Consider the following 20,305-nt stretch of genomic DNA (forward strand, 5'->3'; position numbering starts at 1 on the left):
CCTTGGCTGCGACCGCGTCGGCATGATGTCCGCCGGCCAATTGGTGGCGCTGGGACCGCCGCGTGACATCCTCACCGCCGAACGGATAGCTGCCGTCTTCGGCGTACGTGCCACCATCGTCGTCGATCCCGAGGACGGCACCTCCATCTTCCGTTTTCACACTGCCTAGCAAGGAACTACATGCGCCCGCTTCTCCTCGGATTGTCCCTGGCTTTCACCGCACCTCAGTTCGCCCAGGCGGAAATGCACGAGGTGAAAATGCTCAACCGCAACGCTTCGGGCCCCATGGTCTATGAGCCGGATTTCCTGCAGGTCGCTCCCGGCGACACGGTGAAATTCATCGCCGCAACCAGCGGGCATAACGCGGCGACGGTCGACGGCATGGCCCCCGACGGCGCGCCTGGCTTCAAGGGCGGCATCAACGAGGAGATCGAAGTCAGGCTCGACGAGGAAGGGTTCTACGGGATCAAGTGCTCGCCCCATTTCGCCATGGGCATGGTGATGGTGATCCGCGTCGGCGACGCGGAGATCGGCGAGGGGTTTGCGCGGGCCAAGGTTCCGGCGCGTGCACGGCAGCGGTTTGACGAGATCCTTGCCAGGAATGGTTTCGGCAAGTGACGAACGACACCGCAGAAAGGACCGCGAATTTTCACCTCAAGGAAGCGATCCGATCCTACTGGTCGGAGCGTGCAAGGACCTTCGATCTCGCCTTCGGCCACGGTATCCTGTCCGAAGCGGAGTTTTCCGCCTGGCAGGAACCGATCCGCAGCACACTCGGCGCGAAGCCCCTGCGTGTGCTTGAGCTCGCCTGCGGCACGGGTGAGGTCACCAGGCTCATTCATGAACTCGGTCACGACGTCACGGCACTCGACTTCTCCGAAGCGATGCTCTGCGTCGCCAAGGCGAAACACGCCGGCAAACAGCGCCTGCGCTTCATCCTCGCCGATGCCGAAAACACGATGGAACCGGACGCCGCCTACGACGCGATCGTCTGTCGCCATCTCGTGTGGACGCTCACCGAGCCCGAAGCGACGTTTCGCGAATGGCACCGCCTGCTGAGGCCGGGCGGCAAGCTCGTGATCTACGACGGTGACTGGGCGCGGCCGTCGCCGATCGGGCGCCTCGCCGAGCGCCTGGTCGCATTGATCGACAGGTTTTCCGGGCCGGATCCCTATTACGACGGCTCGCTCAGCCAACGCCACGCCGAGATCATGCAGGCCCTGCCTTTCGGTCGCGGGCTGAGGTTCGAACGGCTTTCCGATCTGTTGCGGGGAGCGGGGTTCGAAGGCATCGAGAAAGTGTCCCATGGCCCGATCGCCCGCGCGCAGCGCAGGTCCGCCGATCTGCGAAACTGCCTGCGCACCTTCGTCTACAGGCGCTTCATCTTGGTTGCGCATGCATCGGCTGGGCGCGAGCCCCGCTAGGCCCGCGGTTTCAGCTCGCCTTCAACACGGATCGCGAGGCATCGTCTCAATCGGAGACGCCGCGCCAGTGCGATCGTACGCACGCCCGGATAGCGGGAACGGCGGCTCCGGCAGGCGCGTTTCGAGCGGCAGCTTCAACACCTCATGTTCACGCAGAATTTAGCCCTGCCACCGGCCCGCCGCCTGCTTCGAACCTACCCGGTTGCCAAAAAGCCATAATTGCTTCACCTAGATCCTCTTTCGACACGCGGCATTAAGAACGGATCAACGCTGAATGCGCATTTCATACGTCTTCCTTGGTGCATTTCTTGCGATCGCACCGTCCACCTATGCCGACGTTGCTTCGCCTCCGGTTCTGGAGCCGCTGAAGCAGCAGGCCCAGGCCGCTCAATTGAGCGCAAAGTTTCTGACTCGCTACAGCTACAAGCCCGTTCCGCTCGACGACGCCCTCTCGGCCAAGATCATGGACAGCTTCATCGACTCCCTCGATCCGGATCGCGGGCTCTTCCTGCAGGCGGACATCGACAGCTTTAAACCCGACCGCAACGAGATCGACGACGCCATCAAGCGCAAGGACCTGAAGATCCCGTTTGCAATCTTCAACGTCTACGGAAAGCGTGTCGTCGACCGCATGACCTACGCGCGCCAGCTGCTGAAGCAGGATTTCGATTTCACGGCGCAAGAAGATTACTCCCTTTCGCGCGAGAAGGCGCCGTGGCCGCGGTCGGAAGCCGAGAGCAACGAACTCTGGCGCAAACGCGTGAAAAGCGACTGGCTGCGGTTGAGACTGAGTGGCAAGGCCGATGCCGCCATTCGCGAAACGCTCGACAAGCGCTATGCGAACGCGCTCGAGCGCGCTTCCAAGTACAAGAGTGACGACGTCTTCCAGTCGTTCATGAACGCGTACACGACGTCGGTCGATCCGCACACGGATTATTTTGGCGCACGCGCCTCGGCCGATTTCGATATCGCAATGAAGCTCTCACTGGTTGGAATCGGCGCGGTGCTGCAGGAACGCGACGACTATACGACGATCCGCGAGCTCGTACCCGGCGGGCCGGCGCAGCTGTCCGGCAAGCTCTCGGTCGGAGACCGCATCACCGGCGTCGGGCAGGGCCACGATGGCCCGATAAAGGAAGTCGTCGGCACGCGCATCGATGAAGTCGTGCAGTTGATCCGGGGGAAGAAGGGATCGGTCGTGCGCCTCGACGTTTTGCCGGCCGATGCCGGAGCAGACGCCGCCCATCGCGTCGTTACACTGGTTCGCGACAAGATCAGCCTCGAAAAGCAGGCGGCGCAGAAGACCGTTCTGTCCGTGAAGGCAGGCGATGCGACGCGCAAGATCGGGGTGATCACGCTGCCGGCATTCTACGAGGATTTCGAAGCCCGGCGCAAAAGAGAGAAGGACTACCGCAGCGCCAGCCGCGACGTCGCAAAGCTTCTCGAAGAGTTGAAGCAGGAACAGGTCGATAGCGTTCTTGTCGACGTACGCAACAATGGCGGCGGTTCGCTGGACCAGGCAATTGCCCTGACCGGCCTGTTCATCGGCTCTGGACCGGTCGTTCAGCAGCGCAGCGGCGACGGCAAGGTCATCGTGACCAGCTCGGAGTTTCCAGAACCTCTTTGGTCGGGCCCAGTCGGGGTTCTGATCAATCGCGGGTCGGCGTCGGCCTCCGAGATTTTTGCCGCGGCGATCCAGGACTACGGCCGGGGGGTCGTCATCGGCGAACCCAGCTTCGGCAAGGGCACCGTTCAGACCGTCGTCGATCTCGACCAGATGGTTCGCAACAGCAAGCCCGAATTCGGCGAACTCAAGGTGACGATCGCCCAGTTCTTCCGGATCAACGGCGGCACGACGCAACTGCACGGCGTGACGCCGGATATCGCCTTGCCTGGGCTTTCCGATCCGACACGCTTTGGCGAGACGAGCTACGACAACGCCCTGCCGTGGTCAGAGATCAAGCCCGCGGATTATGCGCCCGCCAACACCATCACGGCGCTGCTGCCGGCATTGCAGGTTCGCCATGAAGCCCGCGTTGCAAGCGACCCGGATTTCCAGCGCCTGCTCGAAGACATCGCCGACATCAAGGCGCAACGCGAGAAAGGCGCCGTCTCCCTCAATGAAGCCGAACGTCGCAAGGAAATGAAGGATCGCGAAAATCGCCTGAAGGCTCGGGCGCAGGGAAGCGATGGCGAGGATACCGGCGAAGACGACGGACTGAATGCGGACGAACGCAGCCTGAGTGCCGATATCGCCATGGAGAAAGCCCGCAAGAACGCAAAGGACGTTCTGCTGGCTGAGGCGACCGCCATTCTCGCCGATGAGGCGGACCTGCAGGGAGGCGAGCTGAAGGCAGCCACGCAACAGCCGGCAAGCGCCAACGGAAAGTAGTCCGCCCGGCCAACGGCCGCGGCGATGCGCTCCCTCGGGAAAAGGTCGACAAAGCGTCTGTTTTGTCGACCTTCTTCTTTCCTGCGCTCGGCGCCAATAACCCAATCTATAAAATATCGTCGGCGTCGCTGAGCTGCGAGTACATCGAGTATGCGCTCAAGAATAGAATGCTGCTCACAATTGTCGCTATAAAGAACATAAAAAGGTACATGCATACGCTCCAGGTAAAGTCGTTGTGCATCTATGTCCTATTGTTCTCTTGCAGGGACATTACGGCGTCTGAAATCGGATCGTTCTGATTTCCCGGATATCGAATTCACGCGAGCGCCGCCGGCAAAGAGCCCGGAAATTTTGACATTCATACATCGCTCGGCGGGAACTTCGGTCGTGCGCGAGGCGTCGTCGCCGGAAAAACAAACTCTTCCATTGGCGGCCGCGAATGCGGCCCTCGTGCCGGAACGTAATATTGTCGCAAGGTCGCAATGGGATCTGAGCGCCAGGAAAAATGGAAACGTGCCGAGGTAATATTATGCGTCTTTTTATTGCAGCGAGCCTGCTGACTGTGCTGGCGGGATGCGAGACTGCGGAATACAGAAACCGTTGCGCCGAGTATGGATTCGTGCCGGGAACGGATGGTTATGCCAATTGCGTGCAACGGCTTGACATGTCCGATGAAAACCGTAGAGGACGACACTATGATCCTCCTGTCTATGCTTACGATTGATGCCGCGGAGATGCGGGTGTTTTAGTACCGGCTGTTTCAATTGGACAACTTTTGGCCTGAGCAACTGCGCATTACTTAGAACATCCTCTGAGCATCCTTCGAAAAAACGTCTATTATTTAGAACTCAATCATATTCAACATCGAGCAGGCACATGCGAATTCTGATCGTAGAAGATGATCGTGAACTGGCGTCTTCGCTCAAGACCATGATGGAAGCCGCAATCGGCGTCGCGGATGTATTTGAAACGGTTGCGGATGCCGAAGCCGCATTGCTCGCCTTCAAGTTCGACCTCGTCATCATCGATCGCAACCTTCCGGACGGAGATGGCCTGTCGCTCCTGCCGACGCTGCGACAACTCCGTCCGCGGCCGGCAACGGTCGTTCTGACGGCTTTGGACGACCCGATCGACATCGTGTCTGCGCTCGACAAGGGTGCTGACGAATATGTCGGCAAACCATTCGAGCCCATGGAACTGATTGCACGAGCGCGGGCAGTTCTTCGCCGCTACAGCCTGGACGAGACCGGCTGCACGCAGTTCGGCAATCTGTCGTTTGATCTCACCAACCGTTCCGCCCTGATCGGTGAGGATGTCCTGAGCCTCCCAAGACGCGAACTCGCCGTCCTGGAAGCTCTGATCCGGCGCGCGGGGCGCGTCGTGCAGCGCGATAACCTGGAAGCCGCCGTCTACAATATCGATGAGGAGATCGAGTCCAACGTGCTCGATTCCCATGTATCGCGGCTGCGCAAACGGCTGCGCGAGGGCAATTGCAACGCGACGATCCGGACCATTCGCGGCATCGGTTACATGCTGGTGCAGGAATAATGAAGCGTCCGAATTCCATCGCCTTTCCGGTGGCGACCGTGCTCATATTGGGCATGGCGCTGATGATGGTGATAAGCACAGTCGTCACCGTCACGGTGTTCCTGTTGACGGACGCGCAGAGCAGGAAGCAAGTCGCAGTCGAAAGTGTCGTCGAACTTCTTCAGCATGGAGGGGGTTACGATCATACCGGCAAGTTTGTCCTCGAGGTGGATGGGGTCATCGCCGAGAAGCTTATCAGGCTTTCCGAGGAGCAACCCGACTTCTGGTACTTTGTCAGTGATGGTGCGCAATCCATCATTCACGGTGCCGTGCCGGCATCGGTCCAACACGTCATCGATATGACCTCTCCCCAGATTTTCTCCTCGCAGTTTTATTACTTCAAGGGCGATGAGCGGCTTCTGGGGCTGCGAAAATTGAATGCGGACGTTCCCGCTAAACTGGTTGTTGTCGGTGGAGCCTCGTTTTCGAACCTTGAAACACTCCTCGTGGTCCTACGCGAAATCTGGCCGCAAGGGCTCTACCATCTGCTGGGAATTGTTCTCGTTGCCACGGCGACGATTGCTGTCGTTGCGGTCAAGCGCACGATCGCAACCCCGGTAAGAAGGGTCGTAGACTCTGCCGAACAGATAGACGGGCTTCCCAATGGTCGTCGAATATCGGACCGGGACACACCGATAGAACTGAAGCCGATGGTCGCTGCGTTCAACTCCGCACTCGGTTGCATCGACAACGCCTTTGAAGCGCAGCGCAACTTTCTTGCCAATGCATCCCACGAACTGCGCACGCCGCTGACCAAGCTGCGATTGAAGCTTGATCTGGTCCGGGATCTGGAGGTGCGGAACGTCCTGGTTCGCGATACGGCGCGGCTGGCATCGATCGTGACGACGTCATTGCAGCTGGCGCGTTTGTCAGGCCAGGCGCTGACCTTCAGCGAGATCGATCTCGCAGCCGTTGCGCGCGCGATCATTGCCGAGCATGTGCCGTCCGCGATGAAGCAGGGCATGGACATCGAATTCAAAGCGCCCGAGGGGCGGGTCATGATCTCCGGCTCCGAACCTGCCATCCGCGTGGCTCTGGACAACCTGATTATCAACGCGATGCGACATGCGCACGGAACGGAGGTGCTCGTGGTCGAGGTGCTGCAGTCCTGCATCCTGCGCGTCACGGATGGCGGCCCCGGGATCCCAGCGGCGGAGCGCGAAAAGATGCTGAGGCCGTTTGTCCGCGGCAGCGCGAGCGCGAGCGAGGGAACAGGCATGGGCCTGGCCATCGTCAGCCAGATCATGATGGCTCACACCGGCTCCGTGGCACTCGGAGAGGCAACGGGCAACGGTTTGGTCGTCGATCTGGCGTTTCCGAAAATTGCGAAGGCGCCCCCGTCTTCGTGACTGCCCGTGCGACCGTTTCGTGAAACCACGCGCGCTGCATCTCTGCGGGTCGGTCACCCCGCCAGATATTCGCGCAACAGCAGGCGTGCACGGTGCAGCCGTGCCTTTACCGCCTGCCGCGAGAGATTGAGCGCGGCTGCGATTTCGTCGATCGTCATCTCCTGCAGGTCGCGCATCAGAGCCACGTCGCGATAGTGCGGTGGCAGGGCCTCGAACGCGGCCGCCAGATCGAGCCGCAACACATGTTCTGGCCGCTGCACCAGGCTTGTCTCAAGCGCGTTCTCATCGATGTCGGCGATGAGACCGCTGCGTCGAGCGAGCCTCAGGCATTCCCGCCGGACCACGCTGAAAAGCCAGTTTGACAGGGTCGCCAGCGCGCGGATCGCGCCGACATGGCGTGACAGAAGCCAAAGCGCTTCCTGTGTCGCATCGTCGACATCCGCGGTGCGGCAGGTTGCTCGGGCGTACCGGCGAATATCCGGCTGCGTCCGCTCGAGCAGCCGGACGATCGCATGGCGATCGCCCTGGCGGGCGGCTTCGAAAGTATCGCTCGTCACCGCCCTGGCGTTCATGGCTTGCTCCGATCGTGGACCCCGGCAACGGCGCAGGCCGGGCAGTAGCCGACAATGCCGGTGAGCGCGAAGGAAAGAGACGACACACCCACCAACAGAGCGAGCCAGCCGTTCAGAAAACTGTATGCCAGCAATGCGACGCCGACCCCAATGCCAATCCGCACTGCCTGCTGCCCTTTACCGATATTCTTGCGAAAAAATGCCATGCAACACCTCCGATGCAAACCGAGACCCGTCGTCTCGGTGATAAGAGGCGCGGAACCTGAAAAAGGATTCGCGGCGGCACGGTTTTTTCTTGGCTTCCGGTACATCGGTGAGGGCAACAGGGGGAGGGAACGGCGCCAAATGCGGGCAGTGGTATTCCCGCCATGGCGTCGGTCAAAAGCCATCCGGTTGCCGACCGTCTCTCGACACGATCCGAAGAGCGTTTCCGTGCCCTTAGTCCCGACCGCTTCGCCTACCGGCGGCGATCCGGATTCCCAACGGAGATTTCTGTTCGATGAAACGAATACTGGTGGCCCTGGTTGCAATGATTGCGCCGATTGCCGTGGGACAGGCTCATGCCGAGCCGCTTTCGAGCGCCCTGGCGAAGGCTTACCGCTACAACCCCACGCTCAACGCCTCAAGAGCCGGGGTGCGCGCGAGCGCCTACGACATCGACATCGCAAGATCGGCGATGCTGCCAAAGATCGCCTGGCGCAACGGGATCGGCTACGATTCCAGTGCCGCCACCAATCGCGGCACATTCGGCATCCTTCTTGATCAGACCCTCTTCGACGGACTGCGAACGACGAACAATGTCGAGGTCAACAAGGCGCGGCAGCGCGCGTCCGAGGAAAACACCCGCAACACCGAACAGAACATCCTGTTCGAGGCAACCGAGGCCTACATGGATGTGGTGCTGGCGCGCCGCATCGTCACGCTGCGCAAACAGGACCTCGATTTTCTCAAGGCGCTCACGCGATCCGAGATCGCCCGCCACGCCGCCGGAGAACGGACGCGAACGAACATCGCCCAGGCCGAAGCCCGCCGCGCCGCAGCGCAGGCGGCGTTGAGCCTCGCACACGCCGAAGTCAAGCGCGCTCAGGCCACCTACAGGCAGATCATCGGCGACGAACCCGGGAAGCTCACCGGCGGAAAGGTTCCATCAAAAATGCTGCCTGCCAATCTCGACCGGGCGCTGGCGATCGCCGCCAGCCAGCATCCCGCCCTTCTGGCAAAACGGCACCTTGCCGAAGGGGCCATGTTCAATGTTGCCGTCAGCGAAGGAAAGCTCCTGCCCACCGTCACCGGTGCGATCGGGGTCGGGCGAGGCGAGGGCGGCAGCGCGATCGAGGCGATGAGGTTTGACGGGTCGGCGACGGCGCGAAAGGCTGGCATCGAAGTGAAGGTGCCCGTCTACCAGGGCGGGAAGGCGGCGGCGGAAGTGCGCCAGTCGAAGGAAAACCTCGGGAATGCGCACTTCACCGTCGATGTTCAGCATGCCGAAGTGCAGGCGAAGGCGGCCTCTGCCTGGGCGCAATACCAGGCAGCCCTCGCAACCGCCTCCGCCAGTCGGGCGGCGGTCAAGGCGGCGACAATGGCCAAGGACGGCATGATGGAAGAACAGGCGATCGGCCAACGCACCCTGCTCGACGTTCTCGAGGCCCAGGCCGATGTGGTGAAAGCGCAGGTGAGGCTTGCCAACGCCGAGCGCGACACGGTGGTCGGAGGGTATCGAATTCTGTCCGCCATCGGCAAGCTTGGCGCCAAGGACCTGGGCCTTGTGGCCCGGCGGACGGATGCCGAGGGGCGCTGAACGGACGCGCCCTTCGTTCCTGCGCTGCGGACGGCTCGGTTACACGCATATCGAGGTTCTAACGGGTGCATGCGGTCATCCCATCGGATGACCGCATTCGAGCTGGAGATGCCGGGCGATCCAGCCTGCTCGGTGCACGCCAAACGCTGGCATTTGCTTGCGCCGGAAGGCCGGCCCTATCCGAATGTCTCGATCCCCTCCGCCAGATCATACCATGTGTGCCGGCGCGAGGCCCAGAAGACGGCGGCCGGCGGCGGAAATTCCGGGTCCGCAAAACACCCGACCGAGACCACCACCGCATCCGAAAGCGCTTCCGCCTCCATGTAGACGAGCGTCCCACATGTCGGGCAGAAGGTCTGGTCCACCCAGCGTCCCGAGCTGCCGTTGCGCCGCCATATCCGGCGTTCGCCTTCTATGCTGGCGATGGCTTGCCTGGAAAATCGGGCGCGGTAACCGAAACCGGACCCCGTTGCCCGCTGGCATTCCAGGCAGGCGCAGGCATAGACGCGCGCAGGAGGACCGGTAACGGTCATTTTCAGACCGCCGCACGCACAGCTTGCCGTTCGCCTGCCGGCGTCTTCCGTGTCCTGCGGTCGTCCATCTTGTTGCAAGCGATCGTTCGTGCTCATCGCACGGCCCTGCCAGCAGCCGAGACGTCGCGCCGCAGATGTGCGGCGATGGCTTCAACCTTGTCCGAAAACACCCGGGCGACTGCGGGCCCCATGCGCCCGGCGCCGAGACCACCTATATTGATCATGAACGACAACTCCGATTGGTTGGGGAGCGCGGTCACCGCCCCCCCGACAAAGCTGCCGTCTAATAGGAGCGGTTTTCGGAGCCTGTAAATTACGCACTTTAAAGTAAGCGGTAACTCGGACGTAAGGAGTATTGCGAGTGAAACGGTTGCAGCAGGACGATTGCGGCTTTGCTTCGGCGCTCAACGCAATAGGCGGCAAATGGAAGACGCTCATATTGTGGGAGGTCAACGTCGAGCCACGCCGCTTCGGCGAGTTGCGACGGCTCCTTCCGGGCATCAGTGAAAAGGTCCTGACCCAGCAGCTTCGCGAAATGGAAGCCGATTGCCTTGTTCGCCGTGAGGTCTTCCCGGGCGCGGTTCAGAGGGTCGAATATTCGGTGACGGAAGCTGGCAAGTCGCTGAACGCGGCCGTCACAGTCCTGTCGAACTGGGGCAAGGAGCATCAGGCGAGGCTCGCCTCGAAGGGTGACGGAAGAGGGGACGTCGGTTCGCCTATTCTGGCCGAGGCCTGATATCTCAATCTCGCCCGAGATGGTGGTGCCGGCCTTCGTCCCGGCGTCGACTGCGTTTTAAATCCGTCTTGTCGGATGTAGCGACCAAGGACACGGCCACCGCAATCCGCTGTCATTGTGCGGACCTGGCACCGGAAGTTTCTAGCCTGGCCCGCTGTTTGCTGATCCGTCCAGATATTGCCCTATCGCCGTAGCGGCGGTGGGCCGACGGAGTTACGGATAACGAGGTCCGGCCGCAACAGGATTTCGGTTTCGGAGGCAGCCCGGTCCGAGAGCAGCTCAAGCAGCAAGGCCATCGCATGCTTGCCGATGGCGGTGCGCGGTTGGCGGATCGTCGTCAGCGACGGGGACATGAAACCCGCCTGCGGCACATCGTCGAAGCCGGTGACGGAAAAGTCCTGCGGTATGTCGTAGCCGCGCGCCTTGAGGCCGAGCGTCACGCCAAGCGCGGTCTGGTCGTTGACGCACATGAAGGCCGTCGGAAGGTCGTCACGCATGAAGAGCTGTTCCAGCGCCAGCCTGCCGCTTTCCACCGTTCCGTCGCCTTCGAGGATCAGCTGACGGTTCAGGGGAATCCCGGCCGCGGCGAGACCGGCTTCGTATCCGGATCGACGCCGGGCGTAGGCGAGGCGGGTATGGGAATCGCCGATGAAGGCGATGCGCCGGTGCCCTTCGGATATCAGGAGATCGACGACCTTGCGCGCACCTTCGACGTCATCGACCCCGACATAGGGGATGCCGCCGTTGAACACCGGCTCGAAGACGCCGACGGTCGGCGGCAGCCTCGCCGTCAACGTCTGGTGGCCGAAAGGAAGGATGCCCGTAAACAGGATCATGCCCGCGGCCTGGTTGGAATTGAAGAATTTCAGATATTCCAGGCCACGCTGGGCGTCGTTCTGCGTATGGCCGATCAGGACGCCGTAACCGTGCGCGCGCGCTTCGTTTTCGAGACCGACAAGAATGCTGGAAAAATTCGGGTCGCCGATATCGGGCGCGACCACGAGGATCATGTTCGAGCGACCGAGCCTCAGGCTGCGCGCCATCGCGTTGGGCGTGTAGCCGGTGATCGCGATCGCCTGATTGACTTTCAGCCGGGTGGATTTGGCAACCTTCTCCGGCATGTGAATGGCCCGCGACACGGTCGCGATCGACACTTCGGCGATCCGTGCGACGTCTTCGATGGTTGCGGGCTGGGAATTGGACACGCTTGGCCTCGGAATCTGCTGCGAGGACGTTACACAGGTTCGCCCGACGGTCAAACGAAGAAGCCAAAAAAATTGTCGGGCAATCATGATGTAAACCTTTACATCGGCGAGTGTAAAGGTTTACATCAGTGAAATAGCGGTGGAGGCCGCAGGGAGGGGATAATGACCACGGAGCATGTCGACGGGGCTCCCGTCGTTTTGTCCGCGCGCCGCATCAGCAAATCGTTCAGCGGCGTGCAGGTCCTGTTCAGTGTCGATTTCGAGCTGCGCCAGGGCGAAATTCATGCGCTCATGGGCGAGAACGGGGCTGGCAAATCCACGCTGGTGAAGATCCTGTCGGGCTTCGAGCAGCCGACATCGGGCGAGATCCTGTTCGACGGCAAGTCGACGAAGCTGCCGGCCAATGGCGCTGCGGAAGCGCTCGGTATCGTCATCATCCACCAGGAATTCAATCTCGCCGAACATCTGACCGTCACCGAAAGCCTGTTTCTCGGCCGCGAGGTAACCCGCTTCGGCGTGCTCGACCGCAAGTTCATGCGCGCCGAGACCCGTCGCGTGCTCGATCTCTTGGGCTCCCATGTCGACGAGAACGCGTTGATCGGCTCTCTCTCGATTGCCGAAAAGCAGATGGTCGAGATCGCCAAGGCGATCAGTCGCGATGCGCGCGTCGTCTTCATGGACGAGCCGACGGCGGTGCTGTCGCGTGAGGAGACGAACTTCCTGTTCCGGCTCGTGCGCAAGCTGCGCGACAAGGGAACGAGTTTCGTCTTCGTGTCGCACAAGCTCGACGAAGTCATGGAGCTGACCGACCGCGTGACCGTGCTGCGCGACGGCCAATGGATCAAGACCTCGCCGACCTCCGTGCTCGACGGCGAGGCGATCGCCCAGCTGATGGTCGGGCGCGAGCTCTCGAGCCTCTATGCCGCAAAGAACGAGCCGGATGTCGACGAAGAGGTGGTGCTGCGTGTCGATGCCGTATCGACCGGCTACGTCCGCGACGCGAGTTTCGAGGTGCGCCGCGGTGAGATCCTCGGCTTTTCCGGCATGATCGGCTCCGGCCGGACGGAGCTGATGGAAGCGATTGTCGGGTTGCGTGCCCGCACGGCCGGCGAGGTGCTGGTTCGTGGCCAGCCCGTCCCGGCCGGCGACGTCCATGCCGCCAACAAGGCCGGTCTCGCCTACATGACCAAGGATCGCAAGGCCAAGGGGCTGCTGCTCAATGCCGGCATGATGGCGAACCTGACGCTGCAGTCGCTCGGCCGGCACAGCCGTCTCGGCTATCTCGACCCCGCAAGCGAGGAGGCGGCGCTGGTGAAGGCGCGCCGGCGCTTCGACATCCGCGTGCGGGACGACAAGATCGTGGCCGGGCGCATGTCCGGCGGCAATCAGCAGAAGCTGCTTCTCGCCAAGGTCATGGAAACCGATCCCAGCATCATCATCATCGACGAGCCGACCCGCGGCATCGACGTCGGCACCAAGCAGCAGATCTATCACTTCATCTCGGCGCTCGCGCGGGACGGCCGCTCGATCATCGTCGTCTCCTCGGAAATGCCCGAGATCATCGGGCTGTGCAGCCGCGTGGCGGTCATGCGGGAAGGCCAGATCGCCGGCGTTCTCGAAGGCGACGAGATCTCCGAGCAGGAGATCATGCGCTACGCCGCAGGGCTGAAGAAGAAAGCGGCGGCCTGAGTCGCGCCGGCTGGCGCGCCGGCAATCACAACAAGATTCCCGACAGGTGGGACGGAGGTTCGATTGGATATGAGCGTGAACCAGGAAGGCAGCCAGGAGGCCATCCGCCGCCGGAGCTGGCGTGACATCGATCTGAGAGCCGTGGCGCCGTTCGTTGCGCTGGCGTTGCTGCTCCTGGTCGGCGCGCTGGTCAATCCCAACTTCATCAGCATCAACAACCTCGCCAATGTCGCGACCCGGAGCGCCTTCATCGCCATCATCGCGGTCGGCGCGACCTTCGTGATCTCCTCGGGCGATCTCGACCTGTCGGTTGGCGCCATGGTGGCCTTCATCGCCAGCCTGATGATCCTGTTCATGAATTCCGGCGTCATTGCCGATCCGGTGCTGATGCTTCTGGGGGCAATCCTCTTTGCCATCGTTGCTGGCACGCTCTGTGGCCTCACCAACGGCCTGATCACGACGGTCGGCCGGATCGAGCCCTTCATCGCGACGCTCGGCACGATGGGCATCTATCGCGGGCTGACGACATGGCTCTCGCAAGGCGGAGCGATCACGCTCAAGGAGCCCGAGCTTCAGGAAATGTATCGCCCCGCCTATTTCGGCACGATCGCCGGCGTGCCGGTCCCGATCGTCGTCATCCTCGCGGTGACCGCCGTTGCCGCCTTCATCCTCTACCGGACGCGCTATGGGCGCCACGTGGTCGCCGTCGGCTCCAATCGCGACGTCGCGCGCTATTCCGGCATCTCCGTCAACCGCGTGCGCACGGTCGCCTTCGTCATTCAGGGCCTGTGCGTGGCGGTCGCCGTTCTCCTCTATGTGCCGCGCCTCGGCTCCACGTCTGCGACAACGGGCATCCTGTGGGAGCTGCAGGCGATCACCGCCGTCGTCGTCGGCGGCACGGCGCTCAAAGGCGGCGCGGGCCGCGTCTGGGGAACGATCTGCGGCGCCTTCATCCTCGAGCTGGTCGGCAACATCATGCTGCTCTCCAACTTCATCAGCGAATACCTGATCGGCGCCATCCAGGGTGCGATCATCATCATTGCGATGCTCGTCCAGCGCTCGCTGGTGCGGAAATCGTGAGACGGCCGGGTCCACAGGTCCCCCGGCCTGCAACAGGCTGACCTGATATTTGGGAGGAACTTAATGCGTAACAAGCTATTCGGCCTGACGCTCGCAGCCATGACCGCCCTTGCCGGCGTGTCGCATGCGCAGGAGGAAAAGAAAGTGACGATCGGTGTGTCGATCCCGGCCGCCGATCATGGCTGGACGGCCGGTGTGGTCTTCCACGCCGAGCGCGTCGCCAAGCTCCTGATGGAGCGTAATCCGGGCCTCAACGTCATCGTCAAGACCTCACCGGATCCGGCGAGCCAGGCCAACGCCGTCCAGGATCTGGAGACGCAAGGCATCGATGCGCTCGTCATCCTGCCGACCGATCCCGATCCGCTGGTCAACGCCATCAAGGAAGTGAAGGGCAAGGGGACCTTCGTCGCGCTGGTCGACCGGGCGCCGAGCGTCAACGACAATTCCGTGCGCGATCTCTATGTCGCCGGCAATAACCCGGCGCTCGGCCAGGTCGCCGGCGAATACATCAAGGCGACCACGCCCGAAGCTGAGGTCGTCGTCATCCGCGGCCTGCCGATCCCGATCGACCAGCAGCGGCAGGACGGTTTCGACAAGGGCATCGAAGGCTCGAAGGTCAAGGTTCTCGACCGCCAGTACGGCAACTGGAACCGTGACGATGCCTTCAAGGTCATGCAGGACTACCTGACCAAGTACCCGAAGATCGACGTTGTCTGGTGCCAGGACGACGACATGGCCGTCGGCGTGCTGCAGGCGATCGAGCAGGCAAAGCGCACCGACATCCAGTATGTCGTGGCCGGCGCGGGCTCGAAGGAAATGATCAAGAAGGTCATGGACGGCGACAAGATGATCCCGGTCGACGTGCTCTATCCGCCGGCGATGGTCGGCACGGCGCTCGAAATGACCGTCGCCAACTTCTACGGCCAGGTCCCGGTCCGTGGCATCTACACGATCGACGCGACGCTCGTGACCAAGGACAACGCCAAGGACTTCTACTTCCCGGATTCTCCGTTCTGATCCAGATCTGATGCGATGGCGGCCCACCGTTTTCGGGCCGTCATCAACCGTCACGGAAGGGCCGGGCCGGCCGCCGGATCCCTCTGCAACGCGGGTCCATCGGGCCCGACACGATGCCGGGACGACTGTCGTCCCTCCGGCTGTCCGATTGCATTAGCATCCTGTTGAATTTCGCCCGCACTCGTCATAGAACTGTCACACAGGCACCCGACCTTCCCTTCGCCTCCAGCCAGTTCAACATGTGAACGATGATGCAAACAACCACTGTGTCACGTCTGTCATCTGACGCGATCGCCGTTTCCGAAGCAGCGCCGGTCACCGTCAATCAGGCCGGCGCAATCTGCTTTCGCAGGGAAAGCGGCGGGAATTGCTTCGAGGTGCTGCTGATTTCCGGCCGCACCACCGGGCTCTGGGGTATTCCCAAGGGGCACCTGGAATGCGGCGAGGACACGGCTGCCGCCGCCGCCCGGGAAGCGTTCGAAGAGGCCGGCGTCATCGGAACGGCGCTGAAGGACGAAATCGGCGGGTTCACCTACAGCAAGATCGGCAAGGCCGCCGTCTATCACGTCCAGGTCCACCTGATCGCCGTTGCTTCGATGGCGGCTGACTATCCGGAAAAGGGTGCGCGGACGATACAGTGGGTGCCGGTATCCCTCGCACCGTCACTTGTGGGGCAGCCTGGTCTCCGGATGCTTCTTGCGGAGCACCTGGGTGGGCTTGCAGACTGCGATCTCGAGAACTCCGTCCGCCTCGCCTGTCCCTAAAGCGCGTCGCGATCTTTCAGATTCGCTCGGTGCGCTTTAAATATTTGATTTATCACATGTCGTCATCGCAAGACCGCTGCGCACTTTTGCGCGACCCGCTTTAGAGCCGGTCCCGTCTGCGGCGCAATTCGGCGGCGATCATGGCCTCGTCCCGCCGAAGGCTGAGGCGTTGCGCGGCCGCCATGCCCTCCTTCCAGACGGACATGGCAGCCGCTTCCTTTCCCTCCAGCCAGAGCGATACACCCGACCACAGCGCAAGTTGTGGCCCGCCGATCGGAAAGACCCGGGCATAACGTTTGAGCTCCCGCAGCGCCTGGCCCTCCCAGTGCGGCCATTCCTCATAGGCGGTGGCGAGGCCGGCCTCGCGGCCGCGCAGGAAGACTTCGGCCGCGCCGGAGATACCGACCAAGGTGCTGTGGGACGATGGCCGTCGCATCAATTTCACCAGTTGCAACGTTTCGGCGGCCGCCTGGACGCTCTCGGCATGCCGCCCGGTGCGCGCCAGGGCGAGCGCAAGCGCGCCCTTTGCCGAGATCTGTGCGGCAAGATCGACCGAGCCGAGCATGGCCGAGCCGATCAGCCGGAGAATGTCGACGGCCTCGCGCGGTTGATCCGTGTGCAGCACGCAGAGCGCCTTGCACCGCAACGCCCAGATCTCCTGCTGGATGTTGCCGGCATTCTGTGCACGGGACAGAAGGGCGATCGTCGTCGGTTCGAGAGCGGCCTGCTCGCCGCGATAATAGAGCGACCAGAAGCGCATGCCCTGGGCGTTGCACCACCGCAATTGATCGCCTGCTCGAAGGCAAAACTGCTGGCCCTGCTCGAGCCGGGCGTCCACTCCCGGCCATTCTCCGCGCCCGAGCTGCCACAGAGCGTCGAGATTGCAGACATGCGCATGGATGGCGGTGTCTGCGAGCTCGGTCGCGATCCGCTCCGCCCTCTCCATGAAATACCCGCATCCCGACCGCCAGCCCATCATCCCGAAGCCGCAGCCGAGCTGCGAGGCGGCAACGGCCATTTCGGTCGTCCGCCCGGTCCGCTCCGCGCGTGTCACCGCGCCGATGAGGTTGCACATGCCACGGGTGAAGCGCAGCTCGAAGTAATCGACCAGCGCCGCCTGGTTCAGGCAACGCGCCATCTCTCTCTCCCAGGACAACCGGTCGTCGCGGCGGGCAAGCTTCGCCTTGTCCGGCAGCACCTGCTGTGCCGCCAGCCGCAGGCCGCCGGCAGCAAGGCGCAAAAGGGTCGCGGACGAGGAAACGGGAACCGGCTGGCCAGCCGCCTTCAGCGCGTTCCTGACGGCAATACCCTGTGCGTGAATATCGCCGCGACTGTAGTGCGCTTCCGCCAGCTTGCGCCGCCAGCGAACCGCCTGCAGCCGCTGCTCGGGCGTCCAGTCCTGCGGCTTCGGTTCGTGCGCCATGCAAATGCCGAGAAAGGACTCGACTTCCCTGAAGGCGCCGACCTGCAGGGCCCTGGCGGCGGCCAGGTCCGCATATTTTACGACCTTCTCCTTGTTCTCCGCCGCCTCGAAATGCTGGACGAGAACCGCGAGGTCGCCGCCCATGGCCTCGATGCGTGTGCGCTCCAGCCAGTGGGCGAGCGAAGCGTGAAGGCGGCTGCGCAGGTCGCCGGGCATCGATCCGTAGACCACGTCGCGCGTCTGGTCATGGCGAAACTCGTAGTTTCCGGCCTGGCTGAGCCGGCGCACCAGATGGGCATCGACGAGCCGTTCGACGGCGGATGCGAGGCCTTCCGCGTTCAGCTCGTCCTTCAGCAGCGCCTCCAGTTCGGCGAAGGCGAAGGAGCGTCCGATGACGGCAGCGGCCTTGATCACATCCTGCGATATCGGGTCCAGGCGATCCACCCGCTCCCGGATGACCCGTTCGACGCCCTCGAAATACTGGAGATCCTCAAGCGGACGGATCGAGCGCCAGAGGCCGTCGCGCACCGCGATGAGGCCCTCGCTCTTCAGCGTGAGGGCAATCTCCTCGGCAAAGAAGGGATTGCCTCCGGCAAGGACGGCGATCCGACGCGCAAGGTCCTGTTGCGGCGGCACCTCCCCGAGGGTGCGCGAAACGAGTTCGCAAACGGTGCCGTCGTCGAGCTCTTCCAGCTCGAGGAAGCGGTAGCGTCGCGCCGGCTCCTCCGCCTCGGTCCCCGCCTCGACCCGTCGCCTAAGTTGCTTCAGGTCCTCGGGGACCTCTTCGGAGCGCACGCAAAGCACGAGCATCAGTGAGGGAACGGCACCGAGCACCCAGTCGACGAGGCGCAATGAGGCGGAATCCAGCCACTGGCTGTCTTCGAGCACGAGGGCAAAGGGCCGGGGCGCCAAGACCCCGAGAATATCGCCGAGGAGGCGCATCGTCGCATCGGCGCGATGGGCGCCTTCCAGATGGCGCGTCCCCTCGTTCTGCTCGATCTCGATCGCCAGAAGATCGTTGAGGAGGGGAAGGCGGTCGGCGATCCACGGCGCCGTGCGGATGCGCGCGGTGATACTTTCGAGCAGGATGAGGCCATCGCTTTCGACGGGCAGTCCCAAAAGCGTTTCAAGGACGCGCCGCCATGCCAGAAGCGAGCTTCTGCGGTCGTCCCGTTCGGCGAGCGTTATGGCGATGGCGATGCCGGCAGCGTGAAGATTGTCGGTGAAGGTGGCCGCCAGCCTGCTCTTGCCGATGCCCGGCTCGCCCAGAATGACGACGAGACGGCTCGAACCGCCAAGGGTCTCCTCGAATACATGCTGCAGAAAGGCGAGTTCACGCTCGCGTCCAATCAGCGTTGCCGCAGGCAGGGCCCGCGGCCGCGGCTCAAGCGGGCGATAGACGGGCGCCACGTCGCCAAGCCCCGCCAGTTGGACGGTTCCGCGCCGTTCAAAATCGAAGGACGCCCGGCTTGCCCTCTCGGTCGGCGCATCGCACAGCACGTCACTGGAGGCTGTCATAACGAGGCGTGCGGCGCGATTGACCGGCGTGCCGAGAACCATCAGCTGTCGGCGGCGGGCACTGCCGACGACGCGAAACAGGGCGTCGCCCGTCGCCACGCCGACCGACACGGCGAGCCCCATATCCGTGATGTGGCGACCGATCGCGCGGGCCGCGTCCACGGCACGGGCGGGGTCGTCGCGGTGAAACGTCCCGCGGGTCCCGAAAACGCAGAGGTAGACGAGCCCCTTGTCGTCGAACAGGAGCTCGCCCGGCGGGCCGCCGCAGCGGTGTGAAATCGCCTGAAGCGTTGCGCAGAGGTCCTGGTGCCGGCCGAGCGCTTCGGCGTCCTGGTGCTGGAGACCGATGATCCGCACGAACACGACCGACACCGGCCTGATCTCTGCAAGCGTGTCCAGCCTCGCATCGCGATGGACATCGGCTTTTGTGGCCGGGGGCTCGCTGATCGAAGCCGTCGGCGAGGCGACCAGCAGCTCCTGAAGCTGCATCGGCAGGAATGCGACGAGCCATTCGTCGGCGATTTGCGGATGCGGTTGTGTAGCGACCGGCGCGCGTATCTCTCCGCCACCGTCGCCAAGGGCCTTCGCCGCCTCCGGCGACAGGACGACCTCCCAGCGATGGGCAAGCACCTGCGCGCTCGCGGCCTGAACGACCGCATCGCCCCCGGCGACCAGGTTCCAGACCGGCTGGCCGCCGATGGCCGCCGCCCAGAGCTGCCCGGCGCCAATGCCGATATGCAGGGTGGGCCCGATTTCGCCCGCGCCCGGATCTCGCCGCTCGCGGCTCTCCACGCAGATCGCTTCCGCGCACTCGGCCGCACATTTGACCGCGCTCGCCAGGCCCGTTTCGTCCGCTGGCCAATAGCCAAGAAGCGAGTCGCCCGCAAAACAGAGGACTTCGCCGCCCCGGTCGCAGATATGATCCGCGCAACGCGCATAGGAAAGACCTAGCAGTTTCGGGATCTGCACGAGGCCTTCCTTGCCGCGTCTCGCCAATTGCTCGACGAGGGCCGTGTAGCGCGAAACGTCGACAAAGATCACCGCGGCCGGAAACTCTACCGCCGCCGGTCGCTCTCCGTGAGCGCCGTAAAGCCGGCCGAGCAGGTTCAGCGGCAAAAAACCTTCGAGCGATTTTGCGATCGTCTCCATGTTTCCTTCGCGCGGTGATTGATCACGAACTGCGCGAAACAGGGGCATTCTTCGCGCAGAAGTGCATTT

General features: G+C 62.9%; 17 protein-coding genes. 11 read left to right on the top strand and 6 right to left on the bottom strand.

The window, feature by feature from the left end; translation table 11 throughout:
* The first annotated feature begins 180 nt into the window (after positions 1 to 180).
* From C1A35_RS07100 to C1A35_RS07125, 5 genes are all read left to right on the top strand, one after another.
* On the top strand, positions 181 to 618 hold the full coding sequence (locus C1A35_RS07100; RefSeq protein ID WP_104663645.1) for a pseudoazurin: 438 nt from the start codon (positions 181 to 183) through the stop codon (positions 616 to 618).
* On the top strand, positions 615 to 1,424 hold the full coding sequence (locus tag C1A35_RS07105) for a class I SAM-dependent methyltransferase (RefSeq protein ID WP_104663646.1): 810 nt from the start codon (positions 615 to 617) through the stop codon (positions 1,422 to 1,424). Before C1A35_RS07100 ends, C1A35_RS07105 begins: the two co-directional genes overlap by 4 nt.
* A gap of 274 nt (positions 1,425 to 1,698) precedes the next feature.
* Positions 1,699 to 3,816 carry a carboxy terminal-processing peptidase gene (locus C1A35_RS07110; RefSeq protein WP_104663647.1) on the top strand — a complete coding sequence of 706 codons (2,118 nt, stop codon included), beginning with the start codon at positions 1,699 to 1,701 and terminating at the stop codon, positions 3,814 to 3,816.
* Positions 3,817 to 4,692: 876 nt separating this feature from the next.
* Positions 4,693 to 5,364, top strand: a complete 672-nt coding sequence (locus tag C1A35_RS07120; RefSeq protein ID WP_104663649.1) for a response regulator transcription factor — start codon at positions 4,693 to 4,695, stop codon at positions 5,362 to 5,364.
* On the top strand, positions 5,364 to 6,752 hold the full coding sequence (locus C1A35_RS07125) for a sensor histidine kinase (protein ID WP_104663650.1): 1,389 nt from the start codon (positions 5,364 to 5,366) through the stop codon (positions 6,750 to 6,752). The genes C1A35_RS07120 and C1A35_RS07125 overlap by 1 nt, the downstream gene beginning before the upstream one ends.
* Before the next feature lie 53 nt (positions 6,753 to 6,805).
* Here the strand turns inward: C1A35_RS07125 and C1A35_RS07130 are convergent, their stop codons facing one another.
* Both C1A35_RS07130 and C1A35_RS07135 read right to left on the bottom strand, forming a co-directional pair.
* The gene (locus C1A35_RS07130; RefSeq protein WP_104663651.1) at positions 6,806 to 7,324 is read right to left on the bottom strand and encodes an RNA polymerase sigma factor; all 519 of its coding nucleotides are present in this window, start codon (positions 7,322 to 7,324) and stop codon (positions 6,806 to 6,808) included.
* Positions 7,321 to 7,530: a YgaP family membrane protein gene (locus C1A35_RS07135; protein ID WP_104663652.1), complete on the bottom strand. Its 210-nt coding sequence runs from the start codon at positions 7,528 to 7,530 to the stop codon at positions 7,321 to 7,323. Before C1A35_RS07135 ends, C1A35_RS07130 begins: the two co-directional genes overlap by 4 nt.
* Positions 7,531 to 7,823: 293 nt before the next feature.
* Between C1A35_RS07135 and C1A35_RS07140 the strand changes: the two genes are divergently transcribed.
* The gene (locus C1A35_RS07140) at positions 7,824 to 9,122 is read left to right on the top strand and encodes a TolC family outer membrane protein (protein WP_104663653.1); all 1,299 of its coding nucleotides are present in this window, start codon (positions 7,824 to 7,826) and stop codon (positions 9,120 to 9,122) included.
* Between the two features lie 176 nt (positions 9,123 to 9,298).
* Here C1A35_RS07140 and C1A35_RS07145 read toward each other — a convergent pair whose 3' ends face one another.
* Together C1A35_RS07145 and C1A35_RS37055 are read right to left on the bottom strand one after the other, a co-directional pair.
* The gene (locus tag C1A35_RS07145; RefSeq protein WP_440271507.1) at positions 9,299 to 9,733 is read right to left on the bottom strand and encodes a GFA family protein; all 435 of its coding nucleotides are present in this window, start codon (positions 9,731 to 9,733) and stop codon (positions 9,299 to 9,301) included.
* Between the two features lie 14 nt (positions 9,734 to 9,747).
* On the bottom strand, positions 9,748 to 9,879 hold the full coding sequence (locus C1A35_RS37055) for a hypothetical protein (RefSeq protein ID WP_272939255.1): 132 nt from the start codon (positions 9,877 to 9,879) through the stop codon (positions 9,748 to 9,750).
* Between the two features lie 137 nt (positions 9,880 to 10,016).
* Between C1A35_RS37055 and C1A35_RS07150 the strand changes: the two genes are divergently transcribed.
* On the top strand, positions 10,017 to 10,391 hold the full coding sequence (locus tag C1A35_RS07150) for a winged helix-turn-helix transcriptional regulator (RefSeq protein WP_104663655.1): 375 nt from the start codon (positions 10,017 to 10,019) through the stop codon (positions 10,389 to 10,391).
* A 182-nt stretch (positions 10,392 to 10,573) separates the two neighbouring features.
* On the opposite strand, the gene C1A35_RS07155 is transcribed toward C1A35_RS07150, so the two are convergent.
* Positions 10,574 to 11,596, bottom strand: coding sequence for a LacI family DNA-binding transcriptional regulator (locus C1A35_RS07155; protein WP_104663656.1), 1,023 nt, complete (start codon positions 11,594 to 11,596; stop codon positions 10,574 to 10,576).
* A 162-nt stretch (positions 11,597 to 11,758) separates the two neighbouring features.
* Here C1A35_RS07155 and C1A35_RS07160 point away from each other — a divergent pair, with 162 nt between their 5' ends.
* The 4 genes from C1A35_RS07160 to C1A35_RS07175 all read left to right on the top strand — a co-directional run bounded on the left by C1A35_RS07160 (position 11,759) and on the right by C1A35_RS07175 (position 16,146).
* Entirely contained in the window at positions 11,759 to 13,285 is a 1,527-nt protein-coding gene (locus C1A35_RS07160) for a sugar ABC transporter ATP-binding protein (RefSeq protein ID WP_104663657.1), read from the top strand.
* 69 nt (positions 13,286 to 13,354) lie between these two features.
* The gene (locus C1A35_RS07165) at positions 13,355 to 14,365 is read left to right on the top strand and encodes an ABC transporter permease (RefSeq protein WP_104663658.1); all 1,011 of its coding nucleotides are present in this window, start codon (positions 13,355 to 13,357) and stop codon (positions 14,363 to 14,365) included.
* A gap of 63 nt (positions 14,366 to 14,428) precedes the next feature.
* On the top strand, positions 14,429 to 15,382 hold the full coding sequence (locus C1A35_RS07170; RefSeq protein ID WP_104663659.1) for a substrate-binding domain-containing protein: 954 nt from the start codon (positions 14,429 to 14,431) through the stop codon (positions 15,380 to 15,382).
* Positions 15,383 to 15,633: 251 nt separating this feature from the next.
* Positions 15,634 to 16,146, top strand: a complete 513-nt coding sequence (locus C1A35_RS07175) for an NUDIX hydrolase (protein ID WP_104663660.1) — start codon at positions 15,634 to 15,636, stop codon at positions 16,144 to 16,146.
* A 100-nt stretch (positions 16,147 to 16,246) separates the two neighbouring features.
* On the opposite strand, the gene C1A35_RS07180 is transcribed toward C1A35_RS07175, so the two are convergent.
* On the bottom strand, positions 16,247 to 20,236 hold the full coding sequence (locus C1A35_RS07180) for an AAA family ATPase (protein ID WP_104663661.1): 3,990 nt from the start codon (positions 20,234 to 20,236) through the stop codon (positions 16,247 to 16,249).
* Positions 20,237 to 20,305 lie beyond the last annotated feature (69 nt).

Source organism: Ensifer adhaerens (assembly GCF_002940685.1).
In the GTDB taxonomy this organism is placed as follows: Bacteria; Pseudomonadota; Alphaproteobacteria; order Rhizobiales; family Rhizobiaceae; genus Ensifer; species Ensifer adhaerens_E.

What these genes read in the sequence shown, in the direction of transcription:
- C1A35_RS07100 (WP_104663645.1), top strand. Translation starts at nt 181, where the DNA reads ATGCGCCCGCTTCTCCTCGGATTGTCCCTGGCTTTCACCGCACCTCAG.
- C1A35_RS07110 (WP_104663647.1), top strand. Translation starts at nt 1,699, where the DNA reads ATGCGCATTTCATACGTCTTCCTTGGTGCATTTCTTGCGATCGCACCG.
- C1A35_RS07120 (WP_104663649.1), top strand. Translation starts at nt 4,693, where the DNA reads ATGCGAATTCTGATCGTAGAAGATGATCGTGAACTGGCGTCTTCGCTC.
- C1A35_RS07125 (WP_104663650.1), top strand. Translation starts at nt 5,364, where the DNA reads ATGAAGCGTCCGAATTCCATCGCCTTTCCGGTGGCGACCGTGCTCATA.
- C1A35_RS07130 (WP_104663651.1), bottom strand. Translation starts at nt 7,324, where the DNA reads ATGAACGCCAGGGCGGTGACGAGCGATACTTTCGAAGCCGCCCGCCAG.
- C1A35_RS07135 (WP_104663652.1), bottom strand. Translation starts at nt 7,530, where the DNA reads ATGGCATTTTTTCGCAAGAATATCGGTAAAGGGCAGCAGGCAGTGCGG.
- C1A35_RS07140 (WP_104663653.1), top strand. Translation starts at nt 7,824, where the DNA reads ATGAAACGAATACTGGTGGCCCTGGTTGCAATGATTGCGCCGATTGCC.
- C1A35_RS37055 (WP_272939255.1), bottom strand. Translation starts at nt 9,879, where the DNA reads ATGATCAATATAGGTGGTCTCGGCGCCGGGCGCATGGGGCCCGCAGTC.
- C1A35_RS07160 (WP_104663657.1), top strand. Translation starts at nt 11,759, where the DNA reads ATGACCACGGAGCATGTCGACGGGGCTCCCGTCGTTTTGTCCGCGCGC.
- C1A35_RS07165 (WP_104663658.1), top strand. Translation starts at nt 13,355, where the DNA reads ATGAGCGTGAACCAGGAAGGCAGCCAGGAGGCCATCCGCCGCCGGAGC.
- C1A35_RS07170 (WP_104663659.1), top strand. Translation starts at nt 14,429, where the DNA reads ATGCGTAACAAGCTATTCGGCCTGACGCTCGCAGCCATGACCGCCCTT.
- C1A35_RS07175 (WP_104663660.1), top strand. Translation starts at nt 15,634, where the DNA reads ATGCAAACAACCACTGTGTCACGTCTGTCATCTGACGCGATCGCCGTT.
- C1A35_RS07180 (WP_104663661.1), bottom strand. Translation starts at nt 20,236, where the DNA reads ATGGAGACGATCGCAAAATCGCTCGAAGGTTTTTTGCCGCTGAACCTG.